Source organism: Halalkalibacter oceani (genome assembly GCF_023715605.1).
Taxonomy (GTDB): Bacteria; Bacillota; Bacilli; order Bacillales; family Bacillaceae_D; genus Halalkalibacter; species Halalkalibacter oceani.
Genome location: NZ_JAMBOL010000004.1, coordinates 68924 through 82386 on the forward strand (window position 1 = coordinate 68924; position 13463 = coordinate 82386).

The following is a 13463-nucleotide window of genomic DNA, read 5'->3' on the forward strand; positions in this document are numbered from 1 at the left end:
CTATCTTTCCTATTTTCGCTCCTGTCTTATTATACTAGAATGCGGGCGCCGAGCATAGCGCGATTACGATCTTGCTAAAAAGGATTGAAGAACAGCAAAGGTGGGAAGATAAAAAGGAATCTCACGTGAATAAAAGAGGTGAAGCCGGTGCAATCCTTTCATGTCATCCTGCTACTTTTTATCGGATATATTGTCTTTACGATTGATAAAAAGAAAGAAGCGTTTCCTGTTCCAGTTGTATTAGTACTGCTTGGTGTATGCCTGTCGTTTATCCCTTTTTTTCAGTCGATTGAATTAACGAAGGATATGATCTTTGACTGGTTTTTGCCGGCGTTATTATTTATCTCCGCCTATCATTTTCCTTTTTCACAATTTAAAAAGCGGATCTTGATGATCCTGTCCTTAAGTACGGCCGGTCTGCTTGTGATGGCCTTATTGCTCGCCGCGTCAATCTATCTCTTGGCCCAGCCGTTTGTTGCGCTTTCCTTTCTTCAAGCGCTCGTCATGGCCAGTATTTTGACACCCTCTGACCCGGTTACGGTCATTTCAATTTTAAAGCAATCAAGCGGGGAAGCCGATCTTGCCTATATCGTCGAGGGGGAATCAATGGTAAACGATGGGACAAGCATCGTTTTGTTTACTGTCGTGGCGGGCGTGCTGGCCACCGGCGAGAGCTTCAGGCTCCTTTCTTTTTTCTCGGAATTTTTTATCGTCTCGGTCGCAGGAGTGCTTATCGGCGCCCTCTTCGGCTGGATGGTTACCAAAGCGGTTCATCTGACCCATCATCGCCAATATCAGATTATGCTCAGCATTATTCTCGCTTACGGCAGCTTTTACTGCGCGGAGCATCTCGGCGTTTCAGGTGTGCTCGCCTCCGTCACTGCCGGGCTCATGCTCTCAAGAACGTTCGAAAAATCCGAGAAAGAGGAGCATTTCCGCCAAAGTCTCGACGGCTTTTGGGATGCAGTTGAACCGAGTATTTTAGCGCTGCTCTTTCTCGTCATCGGAATTGTCGCGACGAAGTATCTCAGCTTCGAGGACAGTGGACTGATTGTGCTTATCTTTGTCGCCACCTTGCTTATCCGCTATTTGGTCGTGGCCTGGACGTCTCTTATGAAACGATCATGGCGCCATCAAATGACCCGCCAAAAGAAAGCCGTACTGACGATGGCCGGGATTAAAGGAGCGATGTCTGTCGCGCTCCTGCTCTCGCTCGAAGCCGACCTCGGGGGAGAGCATCATCATATCATTTCCCTCACCTTCGGGACGATACTTGTTTCGCTTTGCCTGCAAAGCATTCTGATCTATCCTTTGACAAAAAGGATCAACAAGCCCAGACGATAGCCGATTCGTTTAAAACGTGAACCGGAGGGGAAGTAACATTGTATGGAGGTGGTACAAGTGAAACTCTCATCACAGCAAATCGAGCAGCTGCGAAGCGAACTGCTTGAGATGAAAGCCGACCTGGAAAAAAAGCAGCAACAGCATGCGCGTGCCGACAATCAACAGGCGAGCGGAATTGACAATCATCCCGCCGACCGTGCGAGCGAATATGAAGAAGAGGTCATGCAGCAAACGTTCCAGCTTGCCGATCAGCAACGGCTGGAGGAAGTGCGCGCCTCTCTCAAACAAATCGAGGATGGAAGCTACGGCATTTGCATCGATACCGGAGAGCCGATTCCTTTTGAACGGCTGGCCGCGACCCCTTACGCCAAACGGACGATTGAGGCCCAGCGCGAATTTGACGAGCGCGCTCAGGCTATGACAAATGAACAGGCCCATGAAGAAACGATGCGCTCCCTCACCGACGCCGAAACGGCCGCGCAAAGAAATTCCAACACGACGGCGCGATTACGTAAGGAGCATGATGCTTTTTAGCTGAAGATGCACTGTCGGAATTCCAGCTAAAAAAAGACGAATTCTAAGCTTACTAGAATTCGTCTTTTTTGTACAAATACATCACTGTCACTCCTTCCTCCCTGACCGCTCCGACCTGCTTCCCGCTTTTTTCCATTGGTTAAACGTTAGCATCATCCAACACATCTTGCTGTAATTTCTCTTCTCGCTCACCGCATCCCACCGCTCATGTTATAATGAACAGAGATTAGACAGCTATTGGAGAGGATGGAAAACGGATGGGAAAAGGATTAGCAGGTAAAACAATAGCACTTGCCGCGTCGCGCAAGGTTGACGAAATGCAGACGTTAATTGAAAAGCAAGGCGGCGTGTGCCGATCTTACCCATTACAGGGGACAGTCTTCCTCGCGGTCGAGGATATTGCCCCTGAATGGCGGTCAATTATTAACGGTGCGCCGGATTGGTTTGTGTTCACAACCGGAATTGGCACGGACGCGCTGATTCAGGCAGCCGATGAAATTGGTCTGAAAGAAGAATTGCTTGGACTGCTGCAGCGCACCCCCATCGCTTTACGCGGCTACAAAACGCTCGCTGTGTTAAAGAAGCAAGGCATCACGCCGGAAGTCGTCGACGAGGACGGGACGACCGCTGGACTTATCGCTGCGCTTAAGAAAAAGGAGATTGATTTCAACGGAAAGCATATCGTTGTCCAGCTGCATGGCATCACGTTGCCCCGCCTGACCGACTATCTCGAACAGCAGGGTGCGAAGGTGACGACGATTCTTCCTTATCAGCATATTGCCCCTGAAGCAAAGGTTGTTGAGCAGCTTTATCAGGCGCTGCACAGCGGCGAGCTCGATGCGGTTTGCTTCACGACCGCGATCCAAGTACGCGAGTTATTCGATTATGTAAAGCAGACAGGCGACTATGCCCAGACATTGGCGCTGCTCAAAAGCCGGGTTGTTGCGGTAGCCGTTGGTAAAGTAACAGCCGAAGCGTTAAAAGAGGAAGGTGTCACACGGATTGTCACCCCGGAAAAGGAGCGGATGGGGGCGATGATCATCGAATTGGCGAAATATTACAAAGATCCCGCTTTATCATAAGTGTCAGACGTGAAAAAGCCGATATCGAAGAGTCCCGCTTCGGTATCGGCTTTCCGCTGCCCTACTTTTCATCGCAGCTTTCCTGATTTTGATAATAAATATAACAGTTTCGCCATTCATTGAAATCAAACAAAAACGCTTCGCGCACGCACTCAAGCGTCATCCCGAGGCTTTGAGCGACTTTGACGGATGGCAGGTTCTCCGTATCGATATGGGCTTCGATCCGATGAAAATGCAGGTGATGAAAAGCGAGCTTTAGCAGCAGCCGCGCACTTTCCTTCGCATACCCGCGCCGCCAAAATTGATTATGAATCGTGTAGCCAAGCCTTCCCCATTGAAAATGATCCCGCATTAGCGTCGAAAGATCGACGACACCAAGATGGGCCCCGTCACTCCGGCGAAAAACGCCGAACACATAAGAAATATCCTGAAAAGCAAGCTGCTGATGCTGGTGGACGATCGCTTGAAACCACTCCCTCGTGCAGCGTGACAGATCAAGCGGCCCTTCATCAAACTTATGCTTGGACGGGTGTCTCGTTTGATAATGATAATACCAGTTCTCATAATCGTTGTCTTCATGGAGCCGGATCATAACCTGATCCGATTCAGCTGCTAAGCGAAGGCGGTTCAATACAATCCCCTCTCTTCTTTCCTCTATAATTGATTGTATTACCCGATGCTCACTTTAGACCGCTGAAATGGGAAGAGCGTAAACATACGATTAGGATGACCAGCCCCTGGAATGATGGATACCCTTATTAAATTCATTCCGTTATTTGAAAATGAAAGAGCAGCGCGTAATGGAAAATTCGCTGAAAGATACGGGACTTAGCGAAAAAGGACTGGACAAAAGGTTTTTTCCCTTTTGCCCAGTCCCTCTATAGAAGTGATCTTTTATTTACTTCATTAACTCCTCAAGTAAAGCTTGCGGCACATATGTTTTTCCTTCTTTTAAAACCGGTGCCTGCGCAAGCTCGACTGTTTCGCCGTTGAGCTGATATGCGGCTTCTCCGATCGTCAGTGCTGCGCTTTTGTCCGCACCGCTGATTTTTACGGTACCGCGCTCCCACTTCACTTCATAGCCGAAGCTTTCGGCGGCCGCCCGTAAAGCGATCATCGTCGTGCCGTTTTCAGCATAGCTGTCCTCTTCGATCGGATACCAAACGAGTTCCTCGTCCTCTTCAATCGGATCTAACGCGATGATTTTCGTGGCGGTCGTTTGTGCAGGCAGACTTTTCGTCTCGATATCATAGAAAACAGCCCATTCCCGTCCGGCTAAATCCGCTTCTTCAATCGCTTCGCCGGCTTTGTTTTCCAATACCGTTTCTTCATTAATAAAGACTTGCAGCTTCTTGTCCTCGCTTAAGTAATTCTCATCAAAGCGACCAACCTTTACTTGATCGACTGACTCTTCGTCAGGAATGATGACGACCTCAGGATAAATGACAGCCGGATAAATCATCAGCATCGGTTTCGTCCGGTCGTAAAAGACATAGAGCTCTGTCCCTTCTTCGATGCTATCAGTATCAAGACGCTCGCCCGTGTTGCTGCCGATCACTACATCATCCGTTAATGGAAAAATCGTAATTAGCGAATTTTCCTCATTTTCCACCGTGATCGTAAGGCCTTCTTCAGTCGTTTCCGTCTCTACAACCTTACCGATCACCGGCTGATAGCGCTCTACCTGGGTGACTTCCTCACCTTCAATAACCTCTGGAGTCTCCTCAGCGGCGACAGTCGATAGACTTGCCACCGTCGCACCGCTAATGAGCGCAGATGCGGCGATTACTTTCATCATTTTTTTCATCATTCATCTCTCCCTCTTTAAAGCATTTATCTGTGTAACGACAGCACGCTCGGAAAGGTGACAAACTTCCAGAAAAATTTTCTTTAACCGGACCGATCTGAGCCGCTCTTTTCCTCATAAGGCTGAACAATCACAAATCCTTCGCCGGAAAACTCCATCTGAATCGATTCGCCGCTTCCCCGTCCGAGAAAAGTCCGATAGCTGATATCGGTGCGAAACTCCGGCTTCAGATGACCTGACCAGGCAACGGTCGCATTCGGGTCGGTCACCACCGGTTTCCCCGGCTCAACGAGTAAAGTGAGCGGCTCATAATGGGACGTAATCGCCACTCTTCCCTGCCCTTCAAGCGTGACATTAAATAATCCGCCCGAAACGACGCCGGCCATTTTTCGCATCAGGTGAATATCCCATCTAACCGAAGGCTCAAAGGCCAATAAGTCATTGCCATTGACCGTAATCGACTCCCCGTTCAAATCGAGCACGGTTACCTTTTTTCCCTGATCCGCCAGGTAGAGTACGCCGCGTCCAGATGCCTTCATCAACGCTGTACCCTCTCCGGAAAAAGCTTTTTTAAACATTTTCCCGACTCCGTGTTCAAGAATCCCTTCTCGTTCAAATTTAATCTTGCCGTTGTATGAAATCATCGAACCCGCTTTCGCCCATACATCCCCGGCCAGATTGACTTCAAGAATCCGCTCCGTTTCAAGCTCGAAATAATCTCGTGCCGCTTCATTTTGCTTTGTCTTTTCGATAAACTCTCTGATTGAATAATCTCTCATCCCTGTCACTCCCCGTGTTTGCTAAAAAGGTATTTTAATCCAAGGATTATTGATTGTCAATTCAGAATTTTCTTCTCGTGCCGCCCGTCAACATAGATTCAGGGTGTGCCCGTATTCGGCACACCCCGTCTATCCGCTTATTTACTTTCCATTAGAACTTTCGTATTCGCGATTGATTCATCGATTGGCTCAATCGGTTCGATATTCATCCGGTTTGCGAGAAATTCCGGTCTCGGTTTTCCGCCGGAGAATGGCTCTACCAGTTTATTTTCAATGCTGTTGAAAACGAAGAAGACATTACTTCTTGAGAAAGGCGAAATATTACCGCTGGAGCCATGCATAATATTACATTCAAAGAAAAGGACGGAACCGGCCGGACCTGTCGCCCGATCAATCTGACCATCAGCCTTGTCAACGAGCCACTTCAGGCTTTCGTGATCCGGCACGCCGAGCTCCTGTTTCTTGAGCGACTGCTTGTAATTATCATCCGGGGTCGCTCCAGGGCAAGAGACGTACCATTTATGAGAGCCCGGAATCAGCATCAGCGGTCCGTTAAACTCATGGTTGTCGGTAAGAATAATCGAGCAGCTTACCGCTCTCATATTCGGCATTCCATCTTCCACATGCCAGGTTTCGAAGTCGGAATGCCAATAAAATTCCTTCCCTTTGAAGCCTGGCTTAAAATTAATACGCGACTGCGTGATATATACTTGGCTTCCAAGCAGCTGCTGGGCGATGGAAACGAGCTTTTTATTTTTTGACAGCCGTTTAAAAAATTCACTGTTTTTATGAATTTCAAATACGGAGCGTACTTCGTCGCTGTCCGGCTCCAAGATGACGTCATCGCTCTGTTTCCCTTTATTTTCATTGAGTACCCGCTTTAGTTCCTGCTGTAAAACGTCTATGTCCTCCTTGCTAAATAAATCCTGGAAAAGGAGATAACCGTTTTCTTCATAGCGCGCCAGCTCTTCTTTGCTTAACGGCCCTCCCATTAAGTTGGAGTTCTTGTGGATGACATCATCTTGTCTCCTCAAAATGCTTGCCTTCTCCCCGATTCTTGAAGGATACAAATCTGCTACCATACCTATCACTCCTTATCAATTTTCAGATGAATTTCGGTAACAGTACATGCCATTCCCGTTCTATTTAAAAATAAACGTAAGAGATTCTCACTTTCTTTTCAAGCACCGCTCATCAGCGGATCACGAGAGGAACATTTTTATTTGCGCACAGACATAAAATAACAAGACGCACCCTCTTCGTGGATGTTCATTTTTTGAATTGCCCTTACTTTCTGAAAGAAATACGGTAAACTAGAGATAATATAGAGAAAGGTAAGGAGAACATTATGCGCAAACTAGCTTCCATTGGTTTTATAGTATCTTTGTCCTTATTTGCCCTCTTTCATTTTATCGAACTGACTTATTCATCCGTTTTCATTACAGCTGCCCTTTCCTGTTTCGGCATCTGTTCGCTCCTTTTCACCCTGATTCTTTTGCCTTGGCGGGCGATGCTGCCACCGCTGTTTATGCTGACGGCGGCGCTTTTGATTATGATCACGAGCGCCGAGGTCCAACCGGCTCTATTTTTCTCCGAAGGGGCAAGGCAAATGCGGGCCCTGCTCGTCATGCTTCTGCTTATTCCGATGGTCGGCTGGGTGTTGAAGCAAGAAAACTATATCGTGGCTTTAACCGGCTTTTTTCAAAAGCAGCTGCAGACGAGCAAACGATTTTATTTCGGGATCCTAACGACTACGCAAATAAGTGCTTACTTTCTTTTGTTTGGTTCGATTCCAGTCATGTTTCAGCTTTTGCAAAACATAGTAGGCGCGAAAAAGGAAGACGACTGGGAAAGCTTCAAAGCCTCGGCTCTGCTAAGAGGCTTCTCGCTCAGCACATTGTGGGTGATCAGCACGCCGAGTCTTGCCTATGTCGTAACAATTATGAAAGCCGATATCGTTCTGATCGTCATTCAAGGAACGCTGATCGCCCTACTTGGCGTTGTTCTGGCGGTGCTGCTCTTTCATTTTGACGAAAAGGCCTATTCACTGAACATAACCGAGGAACTTAAACAGATTTTTTCCGATTATAAGAATGACAAACAGCAAACAGCGCTTGTGCTCGAATTTTGCGGGCTGTTTCTCTCCTTGCTCGCGGCAATCTTTTTAATGAATTCACTCTTGCCTTTTGATATTTTAACGATATTGCCGATCGTGATTTTCAGCTGGACACTGCTCTATTTTCTGCTCAAACGAAAAACGGTTCAGCTTTATAAGGAATTCAGGCAATACTTTTCGCCGGAAAACGGCCTTCCCATGCGGGCGAGAGAGTTTAGTATTTTCCTTGCGGCCGGCTTTTTCATTTATTCGCTAAACGGCTCAGGCTGGGGCTATGTTGTCGTGGAAGGGGTTTATTCCATTACAAAGCAAGTCGCCTGGTTAAACCTGCTCTGGTTTCTCCCGTTTACTGTGCCGCTGCTGGCGATGGGCGGGCTTATGCCTTCGACCGTGATGGTGCTTGTCGGCGGTATTTTGCAGCATATTCCGCTTCCCTATCCGCCTGAATTGATCGTTCTCGCTTTAACGACAGGCAGTGTATTCGCGGTATTATTGTCGCCAATGATCGTACCGGCGATCGTGCTCAGTGGTGAAAACGGCAGGTCACCTTTAAAAAACAGCCTGTTCAGTCAATGGAAATTCGCGCTCCTTTTTTACATATGCACCCAAGCCTACATCCAGGCTATCGTTTTGTTCTGAACGAGGAGACAATGCCCGATTACAACGAGACAGAAAAAAGCCCAAACCGCTGCTGCTTTCTCCGGTTTGGGCTTTATGTTCAATTCGCTTTTCTTTCTATAGGAAACTACGATTCGAGCGGTTTTCGACCGGCATATCCTTCATCGAGTCCATGGTAGTGACTAATTTCTTTTTCCCCTTGCTTCCAGCATAGAAGCACTTCTTTCTCTCCTATAAAAGCCGGAAAATCAACTAAGCCGCGATCAACATCTTTTAGCTGCGCTCCCGATGCTTGAATATTTTGAAGATGAAGCCTAAACTGCATATCAATAAACTCAAGCTTGCTTTCCAATAAGAAGGTGCTCTCCGTCTCCGTCTGAAGCTTTTTGTAGCGGGCGCTTTTCAGTCGCTGTAAAGTTGTAGACATCTCATGTGCCTGTTTTTGCAGCTTCTGGAGTTCATGGAGTTCCTGTTCGAGTGTCGGCAGCCATTCGTTCGCTTCCTCAACGGTAAAATAAATTTTTGCCATTTCTTCACCTCCACCTCTATTTTATAGCAAAACAGCCGCTGAAGAAAAGGAATCGGCTTCAGTTCCCCTTTTGCAGCTCTTCCAGTCTTCCGGCTTTATCGATTCGTGCTAGATTTAGGCGCTAAACTGCAAGACAGCCTATTTTTTAACAATTGTATTGACAGTCTAATCGTACTAGTGTACTATCTAATTAATACACTAATACATTATGACAATGGAGGTTTTACAATATGACTGCCTGGTGGAATTTAACGAAAAAGGAACTGCGTCTAGGATTACCGGCCTTTCTGCTCCCGCTTATTGCGTACGCCCTTCTCGCAAGTATTATGTTTTATATCGGCTCACGTCAGAATATGAACTGGGAGATGGTCATGATCATTTCAGTCGTCGCGATTGTGCTCCATTTGTTTTATCTCGTTTATTACTTCTATTACAGCCTGCAAGCTGAGCGAAAACGGATGCACCTCTGGCTTCATAATCCACTGCCCGGCTATGGGTTACTGAGCGCTAAGCTGACAGCAGGGCTGATTTCGATGGTCGGTTCCCTGCTTATCATCGGCGCGGTTACCGCTCTTACCTATTTTTTTGCCGGAACATTTGACGACCTGTTCCCCGCCCTGGTTTTAGGCGATGTCCTCAACCTTGGGATCATTGGCGGCGTTCATCTGTTTTTACTTGCGCTTAATTTTGCGATTTATTTCTTGTTTTTCTGGATGATTTTCCTTTTAATCAGCCGTTATATCGGGAGCTTTTTCAGTATTATTTTGACGTTTATTCTCTTTATTTGTTTCGTCAGCGGCTGGGCCTGGCTATCAGAAACACCGTTTTTCCGCTTTTTGTCCGAATGGGGAGAAATTAATCTCTTGCAAGTCGCGCAACGTTTCCATTTCTCGGCTGATGCATCGGAAGGAATTCAATTCTTCCTGACTAACGAAGGAGCCGGCAGTATTTATCTCGGTACGTACGTCAGTGAAGCGCTCGTTGCGATTGTTTTATTCGCCGCCTCCTGCTGGCTGCTTGACCGCAAAGTGGAGGTGTAAACTGATGACTGATTTGTTTCAATCCTCACAGCCGATTTATACGCAATTGGCGGATCGGATCAAACGACAAATTCTCAGAGGCGAATTAGCGCCGGGAGATAAGCTGCCGTCTGTCCGGGAAATGGGCATACAAGCAAACGTTAATCCAAATACTGTGAGCCGCACCTATCGCGAACTGGAAGGGATGAGCATTGTGGAAACAAGACGTGGACAGGGAACATTTGTGACAGAGGACGAAAACGTTCTGACAGAGATGAGAGAAGAACTGAAGGAACGGGAAATTTCCCAGTTTGTCAAAGGGATGCAGGAGATGGGCTATTCCTATACGGAAATTGAGAATGGGTTGCATACGTTTCTACACGGGGAAAATGGAGGAATGAACCAATGATTATCTTTAAAAATGTCACGAAAAAATTCATGACAAAGACGGCGCTGGACGGGATTGATCTTACATTGACACGGGGAAAAATAATCGGGCTCGTCGGGGAAAATGGAAGTGGAAAATCAACGACGTTAAAGCTGATCGCCGGCTTAACCCAGCCATCAAGCGGACAAATTATGATTAACGGAAAAAAGGGAAGCCGGACTATTGCAAAGGAGGTTTCTTATTTGTCGGAGCTTGATGAATATTATGGCTTTTACAACGTCGGTCAGACGATCGATTTCCATGCGACACAGTTCCCCGACTTCAACCTGGAAAAAGCCGAAGAAATTCGCACGTTTATGAATTTGGAGAGGGACGCGAAGCTGAAGCATCTGTCAAAAGGAAACCGCGGCCGCCTGAAAATCGTTCTTTCCCTGGCGCGTGAAGTTCCGGTCGTCCTGATGGATGAGCCGCTTTCCGGGCTGGATCCGATGGTCAGGGATTCCATTGTCAAAGGATTAATTTCTTTTATTGATCTTGAAAGACAGCTCCTGTTGATCACGACGCATGAAATTAAAGAAATCGAAATGCTGCTCGATGAAGTCATCGCGATTAAAGACGGCGCGATTGTCGGTCATCACAATGTTGAAAAGCTGCGCGACGAACGGAATCAAGGCATCGTCGAGTGGATGACGGACTTATATCAATAACGACGAATTGGCACACCTTTGCTTTCGGTGCGTGCCCCCACGCTGCAAAAGCGTTATAATAGGGGGAGGGAAAGGAGATGGTTAACACGAACCTTCATCCATTCACGAAAGCATTAGGTGTGCTTTGTTACGTCACATCGATTCTTTATCTCGTTGAGCATTTTTATCATCATCACCTTTTTGTCCTGACGTACAGCATACTTGGGGCCTTTCTGCTCGTCTGCGCTTTCTTTTTCTTATCAATGGTCAGCAGGCTGATCGTTGCCCTTTTGCTCATCGCGGGAACTATCTGCTTTTATGTAGAACAAATCGAAATCGGGGAAGTCATTAGCGGCTTCGGGGAAAATATAAATCTTCTGTCGCTCTTTCTGCTCATCCCGATTATTGGTACCTTTATGTCTTCGGCCGGTTATTTATCGGCCTTGAAAAAAGCCGTTCAGGAACGAGAGCAGCGCAGCGGCCAGCACCCTTACCGACTCAGCTTTCTATTGACGGCAACGATCGGGATTATTTTAAACTTCGGCTCCATGGCAATTGTGAAACGGATTGCCGAAGAAAGCTTCTCCAGCTATCGCGATCAAAAGCTGACTTTGACGATCATGCGCGCTTTTGCTTTTTGCATGTTGTGGTCACCGTATTTCGTCAATGTCGGGCTTATTCTCGTTTTGTTTGATCTGTCGTGGATCGAAATCGGTGGCTACGGTCTGTTGCTGGCGGCGCTTTATTTACTCGTCTGCGTCTTCATGTTTTCTCGTATTTCGTTTCCGGATGATCCGCTGATCGAGCGTCAGCCTGTCAAGCGGACAGCGGCTTCAACGCCTTCGCTGACGCCGTTTTTCTTTTTTTGTGGAACATTGGTCGGCTTATCGTTTTTCCTTGAATTTTTGTGGCATGTCAACATGATCATCATCGTTTGCCTGCTCTCGATTGTACTGCCGCTAATTTGGTCGCTGGCGACAAAAACGTTGCAAACATTTACGCAGGATCTATCGGTTCAAGTTCAGCATTCATTCTTCCAATTAAAAAACGAGATTGCTATCTTTATTAGTGCGGGCTTTTTTGGAAAGGCAATGGCCAGTACAGAAATCGGCGCTTATATTTCATCCTGGTTATTTCAAGCTTCCTTTGGCTCGGTCTATATACTTAGCTATTTACTTGTACTGTTGACGATCTTCCTGGCACAAATCGGCATTCACCCGGTGATTATCGTAATCGGCATTGGTAGCGCGCTCTCTCCAGAAAACTTTGGCGTCAGCGCCCACTATTTAGCACTGCTTTTGCTCGTCGCCTGGTCGATGGCTACCCAGCTCTCCCCTTTTTCCGGACAGATGCTGATGGCGGCTAAGCTGATGAATCAACCGGCGAAAACGATCATGAGGCAAAATGTCGCCTATGTCGCCGTGCTGACCGTCGTCCTCGTGACAGCGGTATACAGCTTATATTTGCTTCATTTCATTTAACAAGAGAGGACATCATCTATGGAAAGTACGTTACATAAGCATTTAAAAAAACTGTCGTTGTACTGGCTAAAAGCAAAAATGACTGATTTATGCGCCAATGAAGTGAAATTATTCGTGCGCCGCAAGAAAATCCAGGCCGATGCGCTAGGGATCAATCTGAAGCGGCAGGAAGCAAGAATTATTGAAGTGAAGTCCTCCCGCTCTGATTTCCTGCGCGATGAGGTACTCCATTCCTCGTACGGCTATCATGCTGTTTCTGATTATACGTATATCATGACACCGGAGGACCTGCTTACTGTCGAGGAGCTGCCGGCCCGCTATGGGCTGCTTGAGGTTGATGACTATGACAATATCACCGTCAAAAAGAAGCCAACGAAAAACCCGAAACGGATCATGACGCTGGAAACGCTGCTAAAGCGCACCGGTCGCGCCGCCACAAATGCGGTTCTTTTTCAGGAGCTGTCAAAGGAAACGAAAGATGTGACCGGCGGGAAATTTGCCAGCAATGCCGCAGCTTCCCTCATTCATGCGACCTGTCCGGTGTGTAAAAAACGTCACAAATACCTTGTCGGTACAAAGCAGGAAGAAGTGGAGTGCCAGACGGCTTCATGCAGGCAAGCGATTCCGTTGGATAAAGCCCGGGTTCATATCATTACGAAGTACAACGAAGACTTTTATGAGGAATTGTCAGCGTTAATCAAGGAGGATAAAGGATGAAACAACATTTTCTATTTGATGAGCAAATGATGATTCTCGTCTTTGCTCAATGGTGCATCAATCATGAGCTCGATCCGCGCGCCCTTTATCAGCGGGCTTTCCCGGGCCAGGGCATTCCGCCATCCCTGGAGCAGGCACTCTCCTTGACTGTCCCGAAGGAAGAAGCCGGCGAAATCGCCGATGACACCGTATTAGGGGTCCTTTCCCTTTATGACCAGCCGGAGCTTGCTGAAGTAGTCCGTGACGAAATCGCAAAACAGGCGTAATTTCTCAAAAGAGCTTAGAGGCTGGACAAAGGGAATTGACAACCTTTTGTCCAGCCTCTTGACAGATCGGCCCAATCAATCGGCGCGCATTTTTATT

Annotated in this window: 15 protein-coding genes; 10 read left to right on the top strand and 5 right to left on the bottom strand. The window is 47.2% G+C overall.

The genetic code is table 11. The features are described 5' to 3' along the window. The first annotated feature begins 147 nt into the window (after positions 1-147). The 3 genes from M3202_RS07335 to M3202_RS07345 all read left to right on the top strand — a co-directional run bounded on the left by M3202_RS07335 (position 148) and on the right by M3202_RS07345 (position 2960). Positions 148-1344, top strand: a complete 1197-nt coding sequence (locus tag M3202_RS07335) for a cation:proton antiporter (protein ID WP_251222697.1) — start codon at positions 148-150, stop codon at positions 1342-1344. Between the two features lie 57 nt (positions 1345-1401). Then, positions 1402-1878, top strand: a complete 477-nt coding sequence (locus tag M3202_RS07340) for a TraR/DksA C4-type zinc finger protein (protein ID WP_251222698.1) — start codon at positions 1402-1404, stop codon at positions 1876-1878. 257 nt (positions 1879-2135) lie between these two features. Beyond that, entirely contained in the window at positions 2136-2960 is an 825-nt protein-coding gene (locus M3202_RS07345) for a uroporphyrinogen-III synthase (RefSeq protein WP_251222699.1), read from the top strand. 61 nt (positions 2961-3021) lie between these two features. Here M3202_RS07345 and M3202_RS07350 read toward each other — a convergent pair whose 3' ends face one another. The 4 genes from M3202_RS07350 to thpD form a co-directional block, all read right to left on the bottom strand. Continuing rightward, a complete protein-coding gene (locus tag M3202_RS07350; protein ID WP_251222700.1) occupies positions 3022-3591 on the bottom strand; it encodes a GNAT family N-acetyltransferase in 570 nt (189 codons plus the stop codon). Positions 3592-3858: 267 nt separating this feature from the next. Beyond that, a complete protein-coding gene (locus tag M3202_RS07355) occupies positions 3859-4767 on the bottom strand; it encodes a copper amine oxidase N-terminal domain-containing protein (RefSeq protein WP_251222701.1) in 909 nt (302 codons plus the stop codon). 83 nt (positions 4768-4850) lie between these two features. After that, entirely contained in the window at positions 4851-5546 is a 696-nt protein-coding gene (locus tag M3202_RS07360; protein ID WP_251222702.1) for an AIM24 family protein, read from the bottom strand. Between the two features lie 137 nt (positions 5547-5683). Beyond that, entirely contained in the window at positions 5684-6628 is a 945-nt protein-coding gene (gene thpD, locus M3202_RS07365; RefSeq protein ID WP_251222703.1) for an ectoine hydroxylase, read from the bottom strand. A 266-nt stretch (positions 6629-6894) separates the two neighbouring features. On the opposite strand from thpD, the gene M3202_RS07370 reads away from it, so the two are divergent. Next, positions 6895-8301, top strand: a complete 1407-nt coding sequence (locus tag M3202_RS07370) for a hypothetical protein (protein WP_251222704.1) — start codon at positions 6895-6897, stop codon at positions 8299-8301. A gap of 106 nt (positions 8302-8407) precedes the next feature. Here M3202_RS07370 and M3202_RS07375 read toward each other — a convergent pair whose 3' ends face one another. Beyond that, entirely contained in the window at positions 8408-8809 is a 402-nt protein-coding gene (locus M3202_RS07375; RefSeq protein WP_251222705.1) for a DUF2203 domain-containing protein, read from the bottom strand. A 230-nt stretch (positions 8810-9039) separates the two neighbouring features. On the opposite strand from M3202_RS07375, the gene M3202_RS07380 reads away from it, so the two are divergent. From M3202_RS07380 to yxiS, 6 genes are all read left to right on the top strand, one after another. Next, on the top strand, positions 9040-9849 hold the full coding sequence (locus tag M3202_RS07380; RefSeq protein ID WP_251222706.1) for a hypothetical protein: 810 nt from the start codon (positions 9040-9042) through the stop codon (positions 9847-9849). Positions 9850-9853: 4 nt separating this feature from the next. After that, positions 9854-10237, top strand: a complete 384-nt coding sequence (locus M3202_RS07385) for a GntR family transcriptional regulator (protein WP_251222707.1) — start codon at positions 9854-9856, stop codon at positions 10235-10237. Beyond that, complete coding sequence (locus tag M3202_RS07390; protein ID WP_251222708.1) at positions 10234-10923, top strand: ATP-binding cassette domain-containing protein; 690 nt, start codon at positions 10234-10236, stop codon at positions 10921-10923. Before M3202_RS07385 ends, M3202_RS07390 begins: the two co-directional genes overlap by 4 nt. Positions 10924-11000: 77 nt before the next feature. Then, a complete protein-coding gene (locus M3202_RS07395; protein ID WP_251222709.1) occupies positions 11001-12383 on the top strand; it encodes a hypothetical protein in 1383 nt (460 codons plus the stop codon). A gap of 18 nt (positions 12384-12401) precedes the next feature. Next, entirely contained in the window at positions 12402-13100 is a 699-nt protein-coding gene (locus M3202_RS07400) for an MmcB family DNA repair protein (RefSeq protein WP_251222710.1), read from the top strand. Next, positions 13097-13366, top strand: coding sequence for a protein YxiS (yxiS, locus tag M3202_RS07405; RefSeq protein WP_251222711.1), 270 nt, complete (start codon positions 13097-13099; stop codon positions 13364-13366). Before M3202_RS07400 ends, yxiS begins: the two co-directional genes overlap by 4 nt. Positions 13367-13463: the final 97 nt, after the last annotated feature.

What these genes read in the sequence shown, in the direction of transcription:
- M3202_RS07385 (WP_251222707.1), top strand. Translation starts at nt 9,854, where the DNA reads ATGACTGATTTGTTTCAATCCTCACAGCCGATTTATACGCAATTGGCG.
- M3202_RS07395 (WP_251222709.1), top strand. Translation starts at nt 11,001, where the DNA reads ATGGTTAACACGAACCTTCATCCATTCACGAAAGCATTAGGTGTGCTT.
- M3202_RS07380 (WP_251222706.1), top strand. Translation starts at nt 9,040, where the DNA reads ATGACTGCCTGGTGGAATTTAACGAAAAAGGAACTGCGTCTAGGATTA.
- thpD (WP_251222703.1), bottom strand. Translation starts at nt 6,628, where the DNA reads ATGGTAGCAGATTTGTATCCTTCAAGAATCGGGGAGAAGGCAAGCATT.
- M3202_RS07400 (WP_251222710.1), top strand. Translation starts at nt 12,402, where the DNA reads ATGGAAAGTACGTTACATAAGCATTTAAAAAAACTGTCGTTGTACTGG.
- M3202_RS07390 (WP_251222708.1), top strand. Translation starts at nt 10,234, where the DNA reads ATGATTATCTTTAAAAATGTCACGAAAAAATTCATGACAAAGACGGCG.
- M3202_RS07360 (WP_251222702.1), bottom strand. Translation starts at nt 5,546, where the DNA reads ATGAGAGATTATTCAATCAGAGAGTTTATCGAAAAGACAAAGCAAAAT.
- M3202_RS07355 (WP_251222701.1), bottom strand. Translation starts at nt 4,767, where the DNA reads ATGAAAAAAATGATGAAAGTAATCGCCGCATCTGCGCTCATTAGCGGT.
- M3202_RS07345 (WP_251222699.1), top strand. Translation starts at nt 2,136, where the DNA reads ATGGGAAAAGGATTAGCAGGTAAAACAATAGCACTTGCCGCGTCGCGC.
- M3202_RS07370 (WP_251222704.1), top strand. Translation starts at nt 6,895, where the DNA reads ATGCGCAAACTAGCTTCCATTGGTTTTATAGTATCTTTGTCCTTATTT.
- yxiS (WP_251222711.1), top strand. Translation starts at nt 13,097, where the DNA reads ATGAAACAACATTTTCTATTTGATGAGCAAATGATGATTCTCGTCTTT.
- M3202_RS07375 (WP_251222705.1), bottom strand. Translation starts at nt 8,809, where the DNA reads ATGGCAAAAATTTATTTTACCGTTGAGGAAGCGAACGAATGGCTGCCG.